The organism is Streptococcus sp. SCPM-O-B-23252 (M501), assembly GCF_058200355.1.
This window is the reverse complement of sequence record NZ_JBYQGS010000001.1, coordinates 956,511-975,736: the sequence shown is the minus strand read 5'-3', so window position 1 is coordinate 975,736 and position 19,226 is coordinate 956,511. Positions and strand designations below refer to the sequence as shown.

General features: G+C 44.9%; 19 protein-coding genes and 1 other annotated feature. Of the genes, 17 read left to right on the top strand and 2 right to left on the bottom strand.

Translation table 11 applies throughout. The features are described 5' to 3' along the window. Window positions 1-110 precede the first annotated feature (110 nt). Window positions 111-2,732 (bottom strand): pyruvate, phosphate dikinase, encoded by a 2,622-nt coding sequence (gene ppdK / locus AC3E6G_RS04750; protein WP_490700554.1) that lies wholly within the window; start codon window positions 2,730-2,732, stop codon window positions 111-113. A gap of 239 nt (window positions 2,733-2,971) precedes the next feature. On the opposite strand from ppdK, the gene AC3E6G_RS04745 reads away from it, so the two are divergent. From AC3E6G_RS04745 to proC, 12 genes are all read left to right on the top strand, one after another. After that, a complete protein-coding gene (locus tag AC3E6G_RS04745; RefSeq protein WP_048788933.1) occupies window positions 2,972-3,610 on the top strand; it encodes a helix-turn-helix transcriptional regulator in 639 nt (212 codons plus the stop codon). Window positions 3,611-3,612: 2 nt separating this feature from the next. Beyond that, entirely contained in the window at window positions 3,613-4,425 is an 813-nt protein-coding gene (locus tag AC3E6G_RS04740) for a pyruvate, water dikinase regulatory protein (protein WP_048788934.1), read from the top strand. Between the two features lie 53 nt (window positions 4,426-4,478). Further along, complete coding sequence (locus AC3E6G_RS04735) at window positions 4,479-6,389, top strand: fructose-1,6-bisphosphatase (RefSeq protein WP_195611901.1); 1,911 nt, start codon at window positions 4,479-4,481, stop codon at window positions 6,387-6,389. Between the two features lie 186 nt (window positions 6,390-6,575). Continuing rightward, window positions 6,576-6,662: a sequence feature (ribosomal protein L21 leader region), on the top strand. A gap of 33 nt (window positions 6,663-6,695) precedes the next feature. Continuing rightward, complete coding sequence (gene rplU, locus AC3E6G_RS04730) at window positions 6,696-7,010, top strand: 50S ribosomal protein L21 (RefSeq protein ID WP_003007734.1); 315 nt, start codon at window positions 6,696-6,698, stop codon at window positions 7,008-7,010. Between the two features lie 15 nt (window positions 7,011-7,025). Then, window positions 7,026-7,370, top strand: a complete 345-nt coding sequence (locus AC3E6G_RS04725) for a ribosomal-processing cysteine protease Prp (RefSeq protein ID WP_006596492.1) — start codon at window positions 7,026-7,028, stop codon at window positions 7,368-7,370. A gap of 17 nt (window positions 7,371-7,387) precedes the next feature. Beyond that, window positions 7,388-7,681: a 50S ribosomal protein L27 gene (rpmA, locus tag AC3E6G_RS04720; RefSeq protein WP_003002805.1), complete on the top strand. Its 294-nt coding sequence runs from the start codon at window positions 7,388-7,390 to the stop codon at window positions 7,679-7,681. 124 nt (window positions 7,682-7,805) lie between these two features. Then, on the top strand, window positions 7,806-8,708 hold the full coding sequence (locus AC3E6G_RS04715; RefSeq protein WP_048690250.1) for a LysR family transcriptional regulator: 903 nt from the start codon (window positions 7,806-7,808) through the stop codon (window positions 8,706-8,708). 3 nt (window positions 8,709-8,711) lie between these two features. After that, window positions 8,712-9,173 (top strand): signal peptidase II, encoded by a 462-nt coding sequence (lspA, locus tag AC3E6G_RS04710; RefSeq protein WP_125335551.1) that lies wholly within the window; start codon window positions 8,712-8,714, stop codon window positions 9,171-9,173. After that, on the top strand, window positions 9,163-10,053 hold the full coding sequence (locus AC3E6G_RS04705; protein WP_125335553.1) for an RluA family pseudouridine synthase: 891 nt from the start codon (window positions 9,163-9,165) through the stop codon (window positions 10,051-10,053). Before lspA ends, AC3E6G_RS04705 begins: the two co-directional genes overlap by 11 nt. Window positions 10,054-10,195: 142 nt before the next feature. Further along, the gene (gene proB / locus AC3E6G_RS04700; RefSeq protein WP_125335555.1) at window positions 10,196-11,305 is read left to right on the top strand and encodes a glutamate 5-kinase; all 1,110 of its coding nucleotides are present in this window, start codon (window positions 10,196-10,198) and stop codon (window positions 11,303-11,305) included. Window positions 11,306-11,317: 12 nt separating this feature from the next. Beyond that, on the top strand, window positions 11,318-12,562 hold the full coding sequence (locus AC3E6G_RS04695; protein WP_125335557.1) for a glutamate-5-semialdehyde dehydrogenase: 1,245 nt from the start codon (window positions 11,318-11,320) through the stop codon (window positions 12,560-12,562). Between the two features lie 3 nt (window positions 12,563-12,565). Further along, on the top strand, window positions 12,566-13,381 hold the full coding sequence (gene proC / locus AC3E6G_RS04690) for a pyrroline-5-carboxylate reductase (RefSeq protein ID WP_490700553.1): 816 nt from the start codon (window positions 12,566-12,568) through the stop codon (window positions 13,379-13,381). A gap of 35 nt (window positions 13,382-13,416) precedes the next feature. On the opposite strand, the gene AC3E6G_RS04685 is transcribed toward proC, so the two are convergent. Continuing rightward, window positions 13,417-14,940, bottom strand: a complete 1,524-nt coding sequence (locus AC3E6G_RS04685) for an ATP-binding cassette domain-containing protein (protein ID WP_490700552.1) — start codon at window positions 14,938-14,940, stop codon at window positions 13,417-13,419. Window positions 14,941-15,258: 318 nt separating this feature from the next. Between AC3E6G_RS04685 and hemW the strand changes: the two genes are divergently transcribed. From hemW to AC3E6G_RS04660, 5 genes are read left to right on the top strand one after another with little or no spacing between them, the layout of a single operon-like run. Further along, window positions 15,259-16,389: a radical SAM family heme chaperone HemW gene (gene hemW, locus AC3E6G_RS04680; protein ID WP_048788942.1), complete on the top strand. Its 1,131-nt coding sequence runs from the start codon at window positions 15,259-15,261 to the stop codon at window positions 16,387-16,389. A gap of 3 nt (window positions 16,390-16,392) precedes the next feature. Then, the gene (locus AC3E6G_RS04675; protein WP_285338046.1) at window positions 16,393-17,151 is read left to right on the top strand and encodes an acyl-ACP thioesterase domain-containing protein; all 759 of its coding nucleotides are present in this window, start codon (window positions 16,393-16,395) and stop codon (window positions 17,149-17,151) included. After that, on the top strand, window positions 17,133-17,837 hold the full coding sequence (locus AC3E6G_RS04670) for a hypothetical protein (RefSeq protein WP_285338045.1): 705 nt from the start codon (window positions 17,133-17,135) through the stop codon (window positions 17,835-17,837). Before AC3E6G_RS04675 ends, AC3E6G_RS04670 begins: the two co-directional genes overlap by 19 nt. Continuing rightward, window positions 17,827-18,597 carry a TIGR01457 family HAD-type hydrolase gene (locus tag AC3E6G_RS04665; protein ID WP_023023020.1) on the top strand — a complete coding sequence of 257 codons (771 nt, stop codon included), beginning with the start codon at window positions 17,827-17,829 and terminating at the stop codon, window positions 18,595-18,597. Before AC3E6G_RS04670 ends, AC3E6G_RS04665 begins: the two co-directional genes overlap by 11 nt. Next, window positions 18,590-19,219 carry a TIGR01906 family membrane protein gene (locus AC3E6G_RS04660; protein WP_414280233.1) on the top strand — a complete coding sequence of 210 codons (630 nt, stop codon included), beginning with the start codon at window positions 18,590-18,592 and terminating at the stop codon, window positions 19,217-19,219. Before AC3E6G_RS04665 ends, AC3E6G_RS04660 begins: the two co-directional genes overlap by 8 nt. Window positions 19,220-19,226: the final 7 nt, after the last annotated feature.

The following is a 19,226-nucleotide window of genomic DNA, read 5'->3' as shown; positions in this document are numbered from 1 at the left end:
CTCACTAAGAGCCCTGACCACTGGCGTGAGTTTGATAAAGACAAATAGCACCCTTGAATGTAGATGCGATGCTTCTAGCTTCAAGGGTGCTTTTCTAATGTAAGGGGGACTTAATTCTGTCCTTCTTTGAGTGCTGCTTGAGCGACGGCTAGTCTAGCAGCAGGAACCCGGTAAGGAGAGCAGGAAACGTAGGTGACTTGTATGTCTTGGAAGAAGGAGATTGAAGAAGGATCTCCGCCAACTTCGCCACAGATACCGATAGTGAGGTTCGGTTTTACTTGACGGGCCTTGCTGATAGCAATTCTCATTAATTCACCGACTCCCTCCCTATCGATTTTTTGGAAGGGGTCAAAAGAAAGAATATCCTTGTCCTTGTAGTGGCCGATGAACTTGCCAATATCATCCCGAGAGAAGCCATAGGTCATCTGGGTCAAGTCATTGGTGCCAAAGCTGAAGAAATCGGCTTCTTGAGCCAGTTTATCAGCAGTTAGGCAGGCGCGGGGCAGTTCAATCATGGTACCAATTTCATAAGGGAATGGCTCCTGACCATACTGTTTGAAAAGCTGTTCAATATGCTGAACAAGATACTCTTTGATACATGCTAATTCTTTTTGATCAGCAATTAAAGGAACCATGATTTCCGGCTTAATCTTTTGACCTTCTTGATGCAATTTGATAGCACTTCTAAAAATAGCTTCTGTCTGCATCTTGTAGATATCCGGCTTGGTTATGCCGAGACGGCAACCCCGGTGTCCCAACATCGGATTGCTTTCCTGCAGACTTTCAATACGGTCGGCAAGTTTATCAGGAGATTTTTTTAGTTTGCTTGCTAATAATGCAATTTCTTGGGAATCCTTAGGTAGAAACTCATGCATAGGTGGATCGAGCAGGCGGACAATCATCGGTTTATCTTGGACGGTTTGGAACATTTGGTAGAAATCTTTTTCTTGGAATTCTAGGAGCTTATTGAGGGCTTCTTTTGTTTCTTTTTCGGTATCCGCTAAGATGAGGCGACGCATTTCAAGAATCCGTTCTTGTCCAAAGAACATGTGTTCCGTCCGGGCCAACCCGACCCCTTTGGCCCCAAAGTTCATAGCGGTCGTCAAGTCTTTGACGGTTTCTGCATTGGCTCGAACTTGGAGGATGGCGACTTCATCTGCCCAAACAAGCAAGCGCTGGAGGTCTTGGTTGTTCTCAACTAGGACAGTAGGAAGTTCGCCACGATAAATGCAACCAGAATAACCATCGACGGAGATGAGATCTCCCTCCCTTAGGACCAGATTGCCACAGGAAAGGGTTTTATTTTCTTCACTGATAGTCAATTCTCCGCAACCTGCGACACAGCAAGTTCCCATGCCACGAGCTACAACAGCAGCGTGGGAGGTCATTCCCCCTTGGCTGGTAACAATAGCTTGGCTGACAATCATGCCTTCAATATCTTCTGGGGAAGTTTCTTGCCGAACCAGGATGACTTTTTTACCTTCTTGATCGATTTCTTTAGCTCGGTCGGCGGTAAAGACGATTTGTCCAGTAGCTGCACCTGGGCTGGCTGGTAGGCCTTGAGCTAAGAAGGGTGCTTTCTCTAAAGCAGTTTCTTCAAAGACTGGATGAATCAGTTGACTGATGGAAGTAGGAGTGACTCTCAGGAGAGCTTCTTCCTTACGAATTAGACCTTGGTCCACCATATCTAGAGCAATCTTTAAAGAAGCTTTGGATGTTCGTTTACCATTTCGGGTTTGGAGGATGTAGAGCTTGCCTTTCTCAATGGTAAATTCAATATCCTGCATATCCTTATAGTGGTTTTCAAGGATCTTGGCGTAGTCTCTGAAAGCCTGATAGGTTTCAGGTTGGATTTCTTTTAAGGCTGCAATCGGCTCAGGAGTGCGGATCCCAGCGACCACATCTTCCCCTTGAGCATTGAGCAAAAATTCACCAAACAGTTCTGCCTCACCAGTTGCAGGGTTTCTAGTGAAGCAAACCCCTGTACCACTGGCTTGGTCACTATTTCCAAAGACCATGGCCTGGACATTGACAGCTGTTCCTAAATCATGAGGGATCTGATGAAGCTCCCGATAAATTCTAGCCCGATTGTTGTTCCAGGATTTGAAGACAGCTTGGATGGCAGCGAAGAGTTGTTCATGAGGGTTCTCAGGAAATTCTTGCTTGTGTTTGGAGTAGAGATCTTTATAGTGCTGGATCAATTCCTGTTGCTGGGCTAGGTCAAAATCATGGACCTTTTTATTCTGTTTTTGTTCAAAAGCTGCTAGTTGATCATCAAAAAGTCCCTTATCGATGCCATAGACTACATCAGCAAACATCTGGAGTAGACGGCGATAGCAGTTGTAGGCAAAATCTAGATTGGTTTCTTTGGCCAGTAATTGAGTCTGCTGATCATTGAGACCAAGATTGAGAATGGTATCCATCATCCCAGGCATAGAAAATTTAGCCCCGCTTCTGACAGACACTAAGAGTAAGTGAGGATCTTCTCCGCTAAAAGACTTACCCGTTTTTTCTTCAAGTTTAGCAACCGCTTTCAAAACTTCCTCTTTCAAAGAGGACTCAAAGAAGTCGGGATTATCGAGATAGTGGATACAACTTTTTGTGGTGATGGTAAATCCAGGAGGAACCGGTAGTCCCAGATGGCTCATCTCAGCTAAATTAGCGCCTTTCCCACCCAGTAGATCATTGGCCTTCGCACTTCCTTCTTCGAAGGAGTAAATCCATTTTGTCATATAAGCCTCCAAAAAACTAAATATGTGTCATATTTAAGACAAAATCATTGTATTATACATCACATATATTTGTCAAACAAAACATACATCTTTTTATGTTGACTAATTGGATTATTCTGCTATAATGTTTATTAAAAATGATGATTATTTAAAAGTAAATGATGAAAATATGACAAATATTGCTTTAGAGATGCCTGATATCATCATCATGGAGCTAGAAATAGAAAGGCTAGGAAATTTTGAAATTAAGTGAACGACAAAAGAAAATAGTTGAAATTGTAAAAATGCATCAGCCCTTAAGTGGAGAGAAGATTTCTGATTTATTGGATATTTCAAGAGCGACCCTGCGACCAGATTTGTCCTTTTTGACCTTGGTTGGTATATTGAAAGCGACTCCCAAAATTGGCTATACTTATTCTGGATTAGATCTCGAAACACTTTTCTTTTTTGATACTTTTCAAAAAGAAGTGGCAGAGATCATGACCTCTCCTGTATTAGTCACCCATGATTCCTATATTCAGGATGCCATTATCACCCTATTTATGTATGATGCCGATGTCCTTTATGTTATCGATGAAGACAAGCTCTTACTGGGTATTATGTCCCGTAAAGATTTATTGAGGGCATCTCTTAATTCGAGTATCCAGACTACCCCTGTAGCAGTTTGTATGACTCGAATGCCACATATCATTACCTGTACAAAAGACATGAACATCCTAGAAGCGGCTGCCCTCTTGCAGGATCATGCCATCGATTCCTTACCGGTAGTCGATGAGGAAAATGACCGAAAAATTGTGGGAACGGTGACCAAATCAGTCTTGCTCGATTACATTATCTTACAAGCAAGAAATGCTGAACTGAAGAGTGAAGAGGAATAAATATGAAAAAAGAGATCATTGTATATAGTATTTCAGATTCTTTGGGAGGGACTTCCCAAAAATTATTGTCAGCAGTTACCGCACAGTATCCAGATATCATTTTTAATAATAGTTACCGTTTCCCTTTTATCAATCAAGAAGAGGAACTCTTGGATATCTTATATGATGCCTTGAAGGATAATGCACTTGTCATCAGCACCTTGGTCAATAGTCAGTTAGCATCAGTAGCTAGAGAATTTAGCCAAAAAAATGGTCTGGCTTATTTAGATCTCATGCATCCATTCTTTGAAATCATCCAAGAAAAGACCGGAACCAGACCAATCGAAGTTCCAGGAACCTTGCACCGCCTGGACAGTGATTATTTTAAAAAGATTTCAGCAATCGAATTCGCTGTGAAATATGATGACGGTAAGGCACCCCAGGGGTTTTTAGAAGCCGATTTGGTCCTGCTTGGTGTTTCCCGTACCTCAAAAACACCCCTGAGTATTTACCTGGCCAATAAGGGCTACAAGGTTGCAAATCTACCTTTGATCCCAGAAGTTCCTTTACCTCAGGTCTTAGATAAGGTTGACTCTCGTCGTTTAATTGGTCTGATCTGTGAGCCCGAAAAATTAATGAAAGTTCGAAGTCATCGCTTGGATTCTTTAGGATTAACACAAGAAACAAGCTATACGGATTTAGAAAAAATCTATCAAGAATTGGATTATTCCAAGAAGGTCTTTAAACAATATGGCGCTCAAGTCATCAATATGACGGATAAATCGATTGAAGAGACAGCTTTCCTAATTGAGGAGCAATTAAAGAAGATGAACTGATTCTTGAATCATTCTAGATTGGGTTGTAACTGCAGATTCCTTGGAGAAATGATATGGAGCAATATAAGCGTATTTTACTAGAAAAATTTGATTCTCGTCAAAAAGTCATTACTGAACTCACTAATCTTGAGGCCATTTTAAACCTACCAAAAGGGACAGAGCTCTACATAAGTGATATTCATGGAGAATTTGCGGCTTTTGATTATATTTTGAGGAGTTGCGCTGGAATTTTAAATGAGAAAATTAATGATTGCTTTGCAGCTTCCTTGTCACAAGAGGAAAAGAATACACTGTCAGCTCTGGTATCCTATCCAGAGAGGGTTTTGGAACAAGTGAATAAGGAGAAAGAGTGGTATAAATCTACGATTTCTCAACTCTTAACACTATTGAGTTTTGTAGCAGCTAAATATAGCCGTTCCAAACTTAGGAAGGCCTTGCCCCAGGAATATGCCTATATCATTGAAGAATTGATCTATAGTGATCTTACGCTAGCCGATAAACATTCTTATTACCAGACTATCCTAAGTTATGTTATTGAACTAAGAGAAGCGGATCCTTTTATCTTGGGAATTGCCGGCAGTATTCGTCGCTTATTGATAGATCACCTGCATGTGGTAGGAGATATTTTTGATAGAGGGGCTGGAAGTGCCCAGGTAATGGATGTGCTCCTTCAGTTTCATTCCTTAGATATTCAATGGGGCAATCACGATATCATTTGGATGGGAGCTTTCTTTGGATCCAAGGCCTGTTTATTGAATGTATTGCGCATTGCAGCTCGTTACGGTTACTTGTGGGATATCGAAAAAGCCTACGGCTTAAACATTCGATCCTTAACCCTGTTTGCGGATAAAACCTACAAAGCCAATCCTAAGTTTAGGCCCATCCTGGGGACAAGAGCGGAGGAATTTACAGCTGAAGAAATATTGCAGCTGGAAAAAGTCCATCAAGCGCTGGCCATTCTCCAATTTAAGATAGAAACTCAATTGATGAAGAGACGGCCGGAATTTCAGATGGACAATCAAATCTTGCTGTATCACATTGATTATTGGAAGAATACAATCAGCATTGACGGGATCAGCTATTCCTTGAAAAATACCTGCTTCCAAACCATAGATTGGGAAAATCCTTCTGAATTATCCTTAGAGGAAAAACAAATAGTAGACAGCATGCTGGCTTCCTTCCAAGGATCTCCCAAAATGGCCAAACATATGGAGCTGTTAATGAAGAAAGGTTCCATGTATAAAGTTTACAATCATCACTTGCTTTTTCATGGCTGTATTCCCTTGAAACCTTCTGGGGAATTTCAACCTCTGGTTCTTCATCAAGCCCAGTATGCTGGGAAAGAATTACTAGACTTTTTCGAATACCATATTCGACTTGCGGCAAAAAACAAAGAAATTGGGGACGACCTTTCAACCGATATAGTATGGTATTGCTGGCGAGGGCAATTATCTCCTCTCTTTGGGAAGAATAAGATGACGACCTTTGAACGGTATTTTATTGAGGAGGCAGAAACGCATAAGGAAATAGAAAATGAGTATTTTAGCTATCGCAATTCAAAAAAGATTTGCCAATTAATTTTAGAAGAATTTGGTCTTGAAGCCAAGGTATCTCGCATTGTGAATGGACATACACCAGTGAAGACAGGTAAAGGGGAATCGCCTATTCGAGGTGAAGGCCTGCTCTTTGTCATTGACGGGGGTCTTTGCGAAGCATATCAAAAGAAGACAGGTACAGCAGGCTATTCACTCCTTAATAATTCCTATGGTTTTCAACTGGTAACCCACCAGCCCTTCCAAGACATTCAAAAGGTAGTAGATTCGCCATTTGAGCAAACTTCCTTGAAGAGGGTAATTGAAGACCTGGAGGACCGTACCCTCATCCAATCCACCACTATCGGTCAGAACTTACTAGAACAACAGCAAGAACTGATCCAATTGCTCCATGAATTTTATGATGGGTGAGATCATTCATCAAAGGAAACAACTAAATCATAAATAGCTTCTTTATAAAGATAACTGAGATTTATAGAAGCCGTTTAATTCTTGTAAACACTTAAAAGAAATTTTTAAAGAAAATCCGTTTTCAAGGGACAAAAATACTTGTCTTTGTCTGATAGAAGTGATATACTTAGAGAGTTGACTATGCACATGCCTGTGCAACCGCTCGATCATCGTTGCTCATCCTTTGAGCTTAAGTGGTTCGTCCCACGATGCTAGGCGAGTCTTCACAAAATACGGGGAAACCCAAAAATACATAGGAGGTGCATAATGAGCACATACGCAATCATTAAAACTGGCGGAAAACAAGTTAAAGTTGAAGTTGGTCAAGCAGTCTACGTTGAAAAATTGAACGTTGAAGCTGGTCAAGAAGTTACATTTAACGAAGTTGTTCTTGTTGGTGGTGAAAACACTGTTGTCGGAACTCCACTTGTTTCAGGAGCTACTGTTGTTGGAACTGTTGAAAAACAAGGAAAACAAAAGAAAGTTGTTACTTACAAGTACAAACCTAAAAAAGGTAGCCACCGTAAACAAGGTCACCGTCAACCTTACACTAAAGTTGTCATCAACGCAATCAACGCTTAATTTTTAGGAGAACACATGATACAAGCAGTCTTTGAACGAGCCGAAGATGGCGAGCTGAGGAGTGCAGAAATTACTGGTCACGCCGAAAGTGGCGAATACGGCTTAGATGTCGTGTGTGCATCGGTTTCTACGCTTGCCATTAACTTTGTCAACTCAGTTGAGAAATTTGCAGGCTATGAACCGGAACTAGAATTAAACGAAGAAGAGGGTGGCTTCATGCGGGTCACAATCCCGACAGACATTCCACCTCATCAAAGAGAAATGACCCAACTATTCTTTGAATCATTTTTCTTAGGGATGGCAAACTTATCGGAGAACTCATCCGAGTTCGTCCAAACAAGAGTTATCACAGAAAACTAACATGGAGGAAAACAATTATGTTGAAATTGAATCTTGCTAACTTGCAACTTTTCGCCCACAAAAAAGGTGGAGGTTCTACATCAAACGGACGTGATTCACAAGCTAAACGTCTTGGAGCTAAAGCAGCTGATGGACAAACTGTAACAGGTGGATCTATCCTTTACCGTCAACGCGGTACTCACATCTACCCAGGTGTGAACGTTGGACGTGGTGGAGACGATACTTTGTTCGCTAAAGTTGAAGGCGTAGTACGCTTCGAACGCAAAGGTCGCGATAAGAAACAAGTTTCTGTTTACCCAATCGCAAAATAATTTGTATTCAAAAACTCTCTGATTCATCAGGGAGTTTTTTTGATCTCTCTCGATTGATGTCCCTATCTTTTTTCATCCTCTAGATTATGGTATAATGGAGTGATATTGTTAGAAGGAAGAAGACATGAATATTCAACAATTACGCTATGTTGTTGCGATTGCCAATAGTGGTACTTTTCGTGAAGCAGCTGAAAAAATGTACGTCAGTCAGCCGAGTCTGTCCATCTCTGTGAGAGACTTGGAGAAGGAACTGGGCTTTAAGATTTTCCGTCGGACTAGTTCAGGGACTTTCTTGACCCGCCGCGGGATGGAATTTTATGAAAAGGCCCAAGAATTGGTCAAGGGATTTGATGTTTTTCAAAACCAGTATGCCAATCCTGAGGAAGAAAAGAAGGAATTCTCGATCTCGAGTCAGCACTATGATTTCCTTCCTCCTTTGATTACCCAATTCTCAGTCCTTTATCCGGAGAATAAAGACTTCCGAATCTTTGAATCGACAACGGTTCAAATCCTGGATGAAGTGGCTCAGGGTCATAGTGAACTGGGGATTATCTACCTCAATAAGCAAAATACAAAAGGGATCATGCAACGGGTGGATAAACTGGGCTTGGAAGTCGTTGACCTGATTCCTTTCCAGACCCATATCTATTTGCGCAAGGGCCATCCATTAGCTAAGAAAGAATCCTTAGTGATGGAGGACTTGGCACACTTACCGACTGTTCGCTTTACCCAGGAAAAGGATGAATATCTCTACTATTCGGAGAACTTTGTCGATACGAGTAGCAGTTCCCAGCTCTTCAATGTGACGGACCGGGCAACCCTGAATGGGATCTTAGAGCGAACCGATGCCTATGCGACTGGTTCTGGCTTCTTGGATAGCCAGTCGGTGAATGGCATTACGGTTATCCCCTTGATCGATGATCTCAATAATAAAATGGTCTATGTCAAACGGGAAGAGGTAGATCTCTCACCAGTGGCTGAGAAGTTTGTCCAAGTTATGGAAGCCTACTTTGATGAGAAGAGGTAGGCAATGAAGAGAAAAGTAAGTATTTTTATCAGTATCCTCCTCTTGATCCTTCTGGATCAAGCGGTGAAGGGGTATGTCGTCAAGGAGATCCCGCTAGGGGGTATGCGTCGCTTCATTCCCAAAGTGGTTAGTCTGACCTACCTCAAGAACTCTGGAGCGGCTTTCTCCATGTTAGAAAACCAACAGTGGTTCTTTACCATCATTACTTTGATTGCGATGGGGGCAGCCTTTGTCTATCTCTATCGTCATATCAAAGGTTCCATTTGGCTCTTGTTGGGATTGACCTTGATTATTTCTGGTGGTATTGGCAACTTTATTGACCGACTCCGTCAGGGCTTTGTCGTCGATATGTTCCACTTGGATTTTATGAATTTTGCCATCTTCAATGTAGCAGATATCTATTTAACCATCGGTGTGGGACTGCTACTGATTTATATATTGAGAGAGGAGAGCCATGGAAGTTAGAGTAGAAGTCGCTGGAGCGCGACTGGATAAGGCCGTCTCAGAGTTGACTGAACTCTCACGTGGCTTGGCCAATGAGCAGATCAAGGAAGGAAAAATCCTCGTCAACGGTCAAGTCAAAAAGGCTAAGTATACTGTAAAAGAAGAGGATGTTATCAGCTACGAAGTTCCTCAAGTGGAAGAAGTGACCTACGAGGCAGAAGATATCCCCTTAGAGATTGTCTATCAGGATGCGGATGTTGCAGTGGTCAATAAACCCCAGGGCATGGTGGTCCATCCGAGTGCCGGGCATACTAGTGGGACCCTGGTCAATGCCCTCATGTATCACATCAAGGACTTGTCAGGGATCAATGGGGAGCTTCGTCCAGGAATCGTCCATCGGATTGACAAGGACACCTCTGGCCTTCTCATGGTGGCTAAGAATGATGCAGCTCATGTAGCCTTGGCAGATGAGCTCAAGGCTAAGAAGTCCCTGCGCAAGTATTGGGCTATTGTCCACGGCAATCTTCCCAACGATCGGGGTGTCATTGAGGCGCCGATTGGACGGAGTGACAAGGACCGCAAGAAGCAGGCTGTGACAGCCAAAGGAAAACCAGCTCTGACCCGTTTCCATGTCTTGGAGCGTTTCGGGGATTATAGCTTGGTCGAGTTGCAATTGGAGACAGGACGGACCCACCAGATACGGGTTCACATGGCCTACATTGGCCATCCGGTCGCTGGTGATGAAGTCTATGGCCCTCGCAAGACTTTGAAAGGCCATGGCCAGTTCCTCCATGCCAAGACACTGGGGTTTACCCATCCACGGACGGGAGAAGTCATGGAGTTTTCAGTGGAGGTACCGGAGATTTTCCAAGAAACCTTGGAGCAGCTCCGTCAAGGATAAGCATTCAATCATCAAAACGAGTTTACCTCTTGTGGTTCAAACTCGTTTTTTTGTGGGGAAACGGCGCTCCTGGTCTCCTCTTAGTAATTTTTAAGGCTTTCATGGTATAATGTTACAATCGAATACTTTGGAGAATGAATGGATGAAGAATAAGCGAATTGTGTTTAAAGTAGGAACCTCTTCCCTAACCAATCAAGATGGGAGCTTGTCTCGGAGCAAGGTCAAGGCCATCACCCAGCAACTGGCTCTCTTACACGAGCAAGGACATGAATTGATTTTGGTCTCTTCGGGTGCGATTGCAGCTGGATTTGGTGCACTGGGCTTTAAGAAACGCCCGACCAAGATTGCGGATAAGCAGGCTTCTGCAGCAGTTGGCCAAGGTCTGCTGTTAGAAGAATATACCTCTAATCTACTGTTACGCGACATCGTTTCTGCCCAGGTCCTCTTGACCCAGGATGACTTTGTCGATCAACGCCGCTATAAAAATGCCCACCAGGCTCTCTCTGTCCTCTTGCAAAGGGGGGCTATTCCGATTATCAATGAGAACGATACAGTCTCGATTGAGGAGCTTAAGGTCGGGGATAACGATACCCTGAGTGCCCAAGTGGCAGCCATGGTCCAGGCGGATCTCTTGGTCTTGCTGACGGATGTGGATGGTCTTTATACAGGACATCCTCAAAAGGACCCGACTGCCAAACGTTTGGAACGGATCAATTCAATCAGCAAGGACATTATCGAGATGGCTGGTGGAGCAGGCTCAAGTAATGGGACAGGAGGCATGCTGACAAAAATCAAAGCAGCCACCATCGCTACAGAATCAGGTGTTCCTGTTTACATTTGCTCGTCCCTGAAAGAAGATGCTCTTCTTGAAGCGTCAGAGAAAACCCAGGATGGTAGCTATTTTACAGCTCAGGACAAGTTTTTGCGTAATCAGAAACAATGGCTGGCCTTCTATGCCCCTAGCCAAGGGTCTGTATGGCTGGACCAAGGAGCGGTTAAGGCTGTCAAAGAAGAGGGTAAGAGTATCCTTGTGTCTGGTGTGGTAAAGGTTGAAGGAGCCTTCTCTTACTCCGATATTATCACGGTTCATGATGCAGAGACTGGACAGGTCATTGGGAAAGGGCGTACCCGCTTAGGGGCTGCAGCCATTAAGGATTTGCTCCATGGGCAAAAGCCAAAGGGCATCGTCATTCACCGGGATGATTGGATTACCATCACACCTGAGGTAGAACTCTTATTTACAGAATTTTAAAGGAGGGATTAGATGGAGACGATCGATCAGATTCGCCTGGCTAAACAGGCCAAAAAAAGTATTAATACTGCAACAAGTGATGAGAAAAATAAAGCCTTAAGAGCGATGGCCGACGCCTTGGTTGATGCCACAGCTGACATTTTGGCTGCTAATCAATTGGATATGGAAGCAGCTCAGGGTCGGATTTCGGAGGTGATGCTGGATCGCCTGCTCTTGACAGAAGAGCGCATTCAAGCCATGGCTGATGGGATTCTCCAAGTGGCTGCCCTACCCGATCCAGTGGGAGAACTCTTGGAGGAGCGGACCCTGGAGAACGGTTTGGTCATTCAGAAGAAACGAGTGGCCATGGGGGTCATTGGGATTATCTATGAAAGTCGTCCAAACGTGACCTCTGATGCAGCAGCCTTGGCCCTGAAAAGCGGGAGTGCTGTTGTCCTGCGCAGTGGCAAGGATGCCTATCAGACAGCCCATGCCATCGTTAGCGCCTTAAAAACAGGCTTGCAAGCGACCGCTATTGATCCTGCTGTCCTCCAGTTGGTCGAAGATACCAGTCGGGAGAGCAGTCTGGTCATGATGAAGGCCAAGGGGGATTTAGACCTTCTCATCCCACGTGGGGGAGCTGGCTTGATCCAGGCAGTTGTAGAGCAAGCAATTGTCCCTGTGATTGAGACAGGGACTGGGATTGTTCACGTCTATGTTGATCAAGCGGCAGATTTAGGCAAGGCTCTCAGTATCATCCAGAATGCCAAGACCAGCCGACCATCTGTCTGTAATGCAATGGAAGTTCTCTTGGTGCATGAAGCTATTGCTGATGACTTTCTGCCACAAGTGAAGAAAGCCTTGGTAGACGAGGCTCAAGTACCAGTGGAGATGCGCTTGGATGCTCAAGCTCAGCAAATCATTGCAGGGACACCAGCTTCTGTGACTGACTTTGATACGGAATTCTTGGATTATGTCATGGCTGTCAAGGTGGTCCCTTCTGTAGAAGAGGCGATTGCTCATATTGAAGCCCACAGTACCCACCATTCAGATGCCATTGTCTCTGAAGATGCGACAGCCATTGAACTCTTCAGCAACCAGGTAGACTCGGCGGCCGTTTATGTCAATGCTTCGACCCGCTTCACAGATGGCGGAGAGTTTGGCCTAGGCTGTGAGATGGGCATCTCGACCCAGAAGTTGCATGCGCGTGGTCCCATGGGCTTGAGAGAGCTGACCAGTTATAAGTATCTGGTTACTGGAAACGGTCAAGTGAGGTAAGTCATGAAAGTAGCATTTATCGGACTTGGAAATATGGGAGCTAGTCTGGCCAAAGCGGTCGCAAAAGAAGTGGCTGCGAAAGATCTGCTTTTGGTCAACCGCTCCCCTCAAAAAGTGCAAGAGTTTATCGGCCAGTATGGGGGAACAGCGTCTGATCTTGAAGAGGCTTTTAAAGAAGCGGAGGTCATCTTCTTAGGGGTCAAACCCTACCAGATCTGTCCTCTTTTAGAAGAGTACCAAACTGTCCTGTCTCAACGCTCCAATCTCTTACTGGTGTCCATGGCTGCAGGCCTGGAATTGGACAAAATGGCGCGTGTGGTTAAAAATGACCGCGTGGGGCTCATTCGCATCATGCCCAATACGCCTGTAGCTATCGGTCAAGGGGTCATCAGTCTGGCCCGCTCTCAAGCAGTGACAGACCAGCAAGTAGCCCAAGTCAAGCAGCTCTTAACAAGAGCTGGAGCTCTCTATGAAATTGAAGAAACATTGATGGATCCTGCAACTGCTGTCGCAGGCTGTGGTCCAGCCTTTGTCTATCAGATGATTGAAGCCATGGCGGATGCAGGAGTATGCTTAGGGCTTACTCGAGAGCAAGCCTTGCAGATGGCGGCCCAGACCTTCCAAGGAGCTAGTCAAATGGTCCTAGAGACAGGCGAGCATCCAGCCCGCTTGCGAGATGCAGTTTGTAGCCCAGGTGGCTCTACCATCGCAGGAGTCAATCGCTTAGAACAAGTCGGCTTACGGGGCGACATTATTGCAGGAGTGGAAGCAGCCTACAAACGTACACAGGAAATGGGACAAGAGGCAGCGAAGAAATAGAAAAAAAGATTGGTTTTGGCCAATCTTTTTTTGCATTAAAGCGACTCTATCTCTACCAAACCATTTTCGGTCAGACGATAGATTTTTTGGCAGACTTCTTTGAGGAAGGTCCGGTCGTGAGAGACCGTGACTAGTCCGCCTGGGTAGTCTGCGAATAGGCGTCGAATTTCTGGTTGGGAAGTGGGGGAAAAATTGCGAGTAGGCTCGTCCAAGAGTAGAAATTGGGGACTTGTGAGGACTAGTTGTAGGAGAAAGAGTTTTCCCTGCTGGCCACCAGAAAGTTCAGAAATCGGATGATGCATTTCAGAATAGGTAAAGTTGAGGGAGGCTAAATGCAATTGAATGGTGTTGATTTCTTCGCGATCGCCTGAATGCTGTAAGAATTGAACGGGTGTCTGAGTCAGAGGGAGGCCTTCAGTGTAATCTTGAGGCATATAGGCAGTGCGGATGCTCTCATTCTTCTGTAGACTTTCCCATATCATTTTTAGGAAGGTGGATTTGCCCACACCGTTGGAACCGATAATCCCTATTTTATCCTGCCCTAGAAGAGTAAGGGAGAGGTTCTTGACCATGACCCGGTCACCAATTGCGAGCTCTTCCTGATCTAAGAGAAGGACTCGTTTTTGAGGAGACAAGGAAGTGAGGGGTGGGAAATGCAGATTGATGACTTCCTCATCATAGGGTTGGGAAGTCATGGATTGGAATTCTCGCTCGTAGCGCTTTTCTTGTGAGAGGAGGGACTTCATTTTCTTTGCAAGGAGACGTCCGGCAGTGCTATCCTTAGTGTTTCGTAAAGAAGTTTCGACTTGCTGACGGACGCGGCGATGCTTCTCCATTGTTTTCTTGTAGGTTCGTTGATCGTTGGCCGCTTGCTGAGACTGTTGCTTAAATTGTTGTTCCCTCTGGATACTATAGTCTTGATAGCCTAGGTGCTCTACGATGGTTTCAGCTTCCTTGCGGTGTTTGATCTGTCTGAGGTGTATGATCGTATCCGCCGTCTGAGTCAAAAAATCCTCATGATGGGAAATAAATAGGATGGTTTGGGGGCTCGTTTGGATCATCTGTTGGAGCCAGTCCAGGGTTTCCAAATCTAGATCGTTTGAAGGTTCATCTAAAAATAGCAATTCATGAGGACGGCAAAGTTCGTGAAGCAGTTGGACTTTGAGGGCTTCTCCTCCAGATAGACTTCCAATAGCTTGGTCGCTTGCAAAGCGGTCGCTATCAAATTGCAATTGATCAGCCAGTCTGTAGAGGGTGGCATAGTCTAGCTCGTCTTCTCCAAAAAAATATTCTTCTAAGCTTTTTCCCTTCAAGGCTTCCGGCAAAGTCTGGGGAATATAGGCATAGGAGTGAAAGGAAGTGGTGATTTCGCCTTCTATGGTCAGATAATCTGGTAGGGATTTTGGGGACATAAGGACATGAAGCAAGGAAGATTTTCCATTTCCTTCTTCGCCAATAATGGCAACTTTTTCTCCCTCATGAATGGTTAGGGACAGATCACGAACCAAATCGCGTAAATCTTTTGTATGGCGGATGGTAAGGTGGGATAGTTTTAGCATAAGATTCCTTTCTACTGGGACAAAAAACAGCTCTACTTATTTAGTAGAGCTGTATTCAAGTGGAACCCAAGCAGAAAAAGACCTAATATAGCCAACAAAATGTTGGACAATAGGCAAGAGGGTACACAAAAAGAGATAGAACAAGCAGTCCACTAAATAAAGTATCTTATTTAACGAAACTTAGTTGTTCATATCTCCTTACCTCCGAATGTGATTAGCTTTATTCTATTCCTTTCATTCCTTCTTGTCAAGGAAATCCTTACTTTACCCTCCCCTTTCTGCTCGGGCTTTGGTGCGAAATGTGGTATAATAAAGGTTATGCAAGCTAAACCGTCCTCTGCCTATGTGCATATTCCATTTTGTACCCAGATTTGTTATTATTGTGACTTTTCGAAGGTTTTTATCAAAAATCAGCCGGTCGATGCCTATCTGGAACACCTGATCCAGGAGACTCGGTCATATGAGATTGGCAAACTCCGGACCCTTTACATCGGTGGAGGGACACCGACAGCTCTATCTGCCCAGCAACTGGCCTATCTCTTGACAGAATTGCCTAAGGTCATGGACCTATCGGAGGTAGAGGAGTTTACCATCGAGGCCAATCCTGGAGATCTGGATCCGGATAAGATCGCTGTCCTCAAAGACTCTCAGGTTAATCGGGTCTCTCTGGGCGTCCAAACCTTTGATAATAAAATGCTGAAGAAGATTGGTCGGAGCCACCAAGAGCAAGATATTTATGACAATATCCGCCACCTCAAGCAGGCAGGCTTTGACAATATTTCCATCGACTTAATCTATGCTCTGCCGGGTCAGACCATGGACCAGGTCAAGGAAAATGTCGCTAAGGCCATCGACCTGGACATTCCCCATATGAGCCTCTATAGCTTGATTTTAGAGAACCACACGGTCTTTATGAATCGCATGAGACGGGGCAAGCTTCCTCTACCGAAAGAAGAGTTGGAAGCAGAGATGTTTGAGTACATCATTGAAGAGTTGGAAAAAGCAGGCTTTGAGCATTATGAGATTTCCAATTTCTCCAAGCCTGGCTTTGAAAGTCGCCACAATCTGGTCTACTGGGATAATGCAGAATACTATGGTCTAGGAGCAGGAGCTTCTGGCTATGTGGACGGGATTCGCTACAAGAACCACGGGCCTATCCGGCATTATCTAGAGGCTGTTGAAGCAGGTAAGGCTCGAATCACAGAGGAACACCTGACACTGGAAGAGAAGATGGAAGAGGAGTTGTTCCTAGGTCTACGGAAAAAGACAGGTGTGTCCAAGGCACGTTTTGAAGAAAAATTCGGTGTGTCCTTTGACCAACGCTATGGACAAGTGGTGGCCAGTCTGACGGAGCAGGGCCTTTTGGTTCCAGATGACAAGCAAGTTCGGATGACCAAGAGAGGTTTGTTTCTTGGTGATACCGTAGCAGAGAAATTTATATTGGAGTAAACGATGGCTAAAATTTATCAGTATGACATGAAAGTTCCTTTTGATATGAGCGATGTGAATGGCTTTATCAAGATGCCACAGCTCATCCTCCTGTCCTTGCAGGTCTCAGGCATGCAGTCCATGGAGCTGGGTGTCAGTGACAGGGACCTGCTCGAACAGCGCAATCTAGTCTGGATCATCACCGACTATGACATCACGGTTCATCGCCTACCGGTCTTTGATGAACTAATTACCATTGAGACTCAAGCACTCGCCCACAATCGTCTCTTTTGCTACCGTTCCTTTGTTGTCAGAGACCAGAAGGGGGAAGCCATCGTCGAGATGGTAGCGACCTTTGTCTTGATGGACCGGGACAGCCGCAAGGTCCAATCTGTACCAGAAGAGATCACAGAGCCATATGAATCACCATTTGAGAAGAAGATCCGCCGTGGTCCACGCTATCCAGAGCTAAATGGAGCCATGGAGCAGGACTACCATGTGCGTTTCTATGATCTCGATATGAACGGCCATGTCAACAACAGCAAGTACTTGGACTGGGTCTTTGAAGTAATGGGAGCGGAATTCCTAACCCAGCATATCCCTAAACGGGTCCATCTCAAGTATGTCAAGGAAGTCTTGCCTGGAGGCATGATCACCTCTAGCGTCGAGCGGGAAGGGATGATCAGTAACCATGTCATCTCATCAGAAGGCCAAATCCACGCCCAAGCCCTCATTACTTGGGAAGAAATAGATAAGGAAACATTATGGAAAAGCGAAGATTAAAACAGAAAAAAGAAGACTTGATGGAGGTTCAACGGCGGGTTGTTGCTTATGCTCGTCGTAAGAAAAATCCCCTCTATGTGTTGGGAGATGGTTTCTTGACCTTAGTCGCAGCCTTTTATATCTTTATTGAAGAAGCGGTTCGTTTTGTCCGCTATCGGTTGAGTTTTGAAGCCTTTCTTCGTTTTCTCAAGGAAGATGTACGCTGGTATCGTGTCTGGATTCATTTGATTTTAGCCTTTATCCTACCTGTCGTTGTCTTTTCCTTAAGTATCACCAGCCAATCGGGTAGCTTCTGGAGTAACTTCTTTGATAAGCTCTCCCAAGGTGTCCTCTTCAGTACGACTGTCAGCCTTGCAGCGACCTTAATGACAGATTTCATCGAGACTATGAAACCTATCCAGGCAGGGAAAGAAAGCAATGAGGAAAAAGAGTCCAGCGTCTATACCATCACCATTGATCAGGCTAAGATCGGTGGCTTGATGGTGACCATCGTCATCTTGATGATTTCATCCTTCCTCTTTACTCAGGCTGGAAAAGCAAGCATCAATTTCTTCGGTCTGGTCCTTCAATTTGCCTTATACGGGGCTTGCTTGCTTCTGTATGGAGCAGGAGGCCAGTTTCAAGATCAGGACAAAGTAGCAGAGGAAGCAAGTGAAAAAGGAGACCAAGAATCCCATGACTTATAAGGGTTATTTAATTGACTTAGATGGAACCATCTACAAGGGCAAGGAGCGGATCCCAGCTGGGGAAGCCTTTGTCCACGAATTGCAAGAGCGTCAAATCCCCTATCTCTTTGTGACCAACAATACTACCCGGACGCCGGAAATGGTTCAAGAGATGCTGGCAGGCCAGTTCAATATCGAAACGCCACTGGATACCATCTATACAGCGACACTAGCAACCATTGATTATATGGTGGACATGAATCTTGGGAAAACTGCCTATGTCATTGGAGATGTAGGCTTGAAACAGGCCATTGCTGAAGCAGGCTTCGTCGAAGATACGGTAAATCCAGCCTATGTGGTGGTGGGTCTCGATTGGGAAGTGGACTATGAGAAATTCTCCATTGCGACCTTGGCTATTCAAAAGGGAGCCCATTTCATCGGGACAAATCCAGACCTTAATATTCCGACAGAGCGGGGGATGATGCCAGGGGCTGGTGCTCTAAATGCCCTTATCGAAGCGGCAACGCGCGTGAAGCCAACCTTTATCGGGAAGCCCAATGCCATCATCATGGATAAGGCCATCGCTCACCTGGGACTAGAGCGCGAAGAAGTGGTCATGGTGGGTGACAATTACCTAACCGATATTCGAGCAGGGATTGACAATGGCATCCCTACTTTGCTGGTGACCACTGGCTTTACCAAGCCAGAAGAAGTACCAGATCTGCCCTTGCCACCAACGCACGTCCTATCGAGCTTAGCGGAGTGGGATTTCGATGCGTGATCGGTTGAAAGTAACGGGCTTTGTCCTCTGGCTCTTAGCAACGGTGATTTTGGGGACCATTCTAGTAGCCTGGTTGATCTATCCCATGGAGATTGGCTGGTTACGAATTCAGAATCGGACCGGTTTGGCTCCAACAGTCATCCAGAAGAATTTTCAGATCCTCATGCAGTATTTGACCAGTCCTTTTACCTGGAAGCTGGAGATGCCGGATTTTCCATCCTCTCCGGATGGTCTCCATCATTTCCAAGCAGTCAAGTACCTCTTTCACCTGACCCAGGTCTTATTCCTGGTCTTGTTGCCAGTAGCTATACGATTTATTCGAACAGTGATGCGTAAGGGCTATGCAGGCCTCTATCGCCCTTTATTTGGTGGGATGGTTCTCTTGCCGATTATCATAGGAGGAGTAACCCTCTTTATTGGTTTTGATCAATTCTTTACCCTCTTTCACCAAGTCCTCTTTGTCGGAGATGCTACCTGGCTCTTTGATCCTTATCGGGATCCGATTATTCTAGCTTTACCGGAGGACTATTTCCTACATGCCTTTCTGATTTTCTTTGTATTGTATGAAGGGGCTTTTGGATGGTGCTACGGGTGGAGTCGGAAAAGAAAAACAGTAGATTAGTGGAGTG

What these genes read in the sequence shown, in the direction of transcription:
- ppdK (WP_490700554.1), bottom strand. Translation starts at nt 2,732, where the DNA reads ATGACAAAATGGATTTACTCCTTCGAAGAAGGAAGTGCGAAGGCCAAT.
- AC3E6G_RS04740 (WP_048788934.1), top strand. Translation starts at nt 3,613, where the DNA reads ATGAAAAAAGAGATCATTGTATATAGTATTTCAGATTCTTTGGGAGGG.
- AC3E6G_RS04735 (WP_195611901.1), top strand. Translation starts at nt 4,479, where the DNA reads ATGGAGCAATATAAGCGTATTTTACTAGAAAAATTTGATTCTCGTCAA.
- rplU (WP_003007734.1), top strand. Translation starts at nt 6,696, where the DNA reads ATGAGCACATACGCAATCATTAAAACTGGCGGAAAACAAGTTAAAGTT.
- AC3E6G_RS04725 (WP_006596492.1), top strand. Translation starts at nt 7,026, where the DNA reads ATGATACAAGCAGTCTTTGAACGAGCCGAAGATGGCGAGCTGAGGAGT.
- rpmA (WP_003002805.1), top strand. Translation starts at nt 7,388, where the DNA reads ATGTTGAAATTGAATCTTGCTAACTTGCAACTTTTCGCCCACAAAAAA.
- AC3E6G_RS04715 (WP_048690250.1), top strand. Translation starts at nt 7,806, where the DNA reads ATGAATATTCAACAATTACGCTATGTTGTTGCGATTGCCAATAGTGGT.
- lspA (WP_125335551.1), top strand. Translation starts at nt 8,712, where the DNA reads ATGAAGAGAAAAGTAAGTATTTTTATCAGTATCCTCCTCTTGATCCTT.
- AC3E6G_RS04705 (WP_125335553.1), top strand. Translation starts at nt 9,163, where the DNA reads ATGGAAGTTAGAGTAGAAGTCGCTGGAGCGCGACTGGATAAGGCCGTC.
- proB (WP_125335555.1), top strand. Translation starts at nt 10,196, where the DNA reads ATGAAGAATAAGCGAATTGTGTTTAAAGTAGGAACCTCTTCCCTAACC.
- AC3E6G_RS04695 (WP_125335557.1), top strand. Translation starts at nt 11,318, where the DNA reads ATGGAGACGATCGATCAGATTCGCCTGGCTAAACAGGCCAAAAAAAGT.
- proC (WP_490700553.1), top strand. Translation starts at nt 12,566, where the DNA reads ATGAAAGTAGCATTTATCGGACTTGGAAATATGGGAGCTAGTCTGGCC.
- AC3E6G_RS04685 (WP_490700552.1), bottom strand. Translation starts at nt 14,940, where the DNA reads ATGCTAAAACTATCCCACCTTACCATCCGCCATACAAAAGATTTACGC.
- hemW (WP_048788942.1), top strand. Translation starts at nt 15,259, where the DNA reads ATGCAAGCTAAACCGTCCTCTGCCTATGTGCATATTCCATTTTGTACC.
- AC3E6G_RS04675 (WP_285338046.1), top strand. Translation starts at nt 16,393, where the DNA reads ATGGCTAAAATTTATCAGTATGACATGAAAGTTCCTTTTGATATGAGC.
- AC3E6G_RS04670 (WP_285338045.1), top strand. Translation starts at nt 17,133, where the DNA reads ATGGAAAAGCGAAGATTAAAACAGAAAAAAGAAGACTTGATGGAGGTT.
- AC3E6G_RS04665 (WP_023023020.1), top strand. Translation starts at nt 17,827, where the DNA reads ATGACTTATAAGGGTTATTTAATTGACTTAGATGGAACCATCTACAAG.
- AC3E6G_RS04660 (WP_414280233.1), top strand. Translation starts at nt 18,590, where the DNA reads ATGCGTGATCGGTTGAAAGTAACGGGCTTTGTCCTCTGGCTCTTAGCA.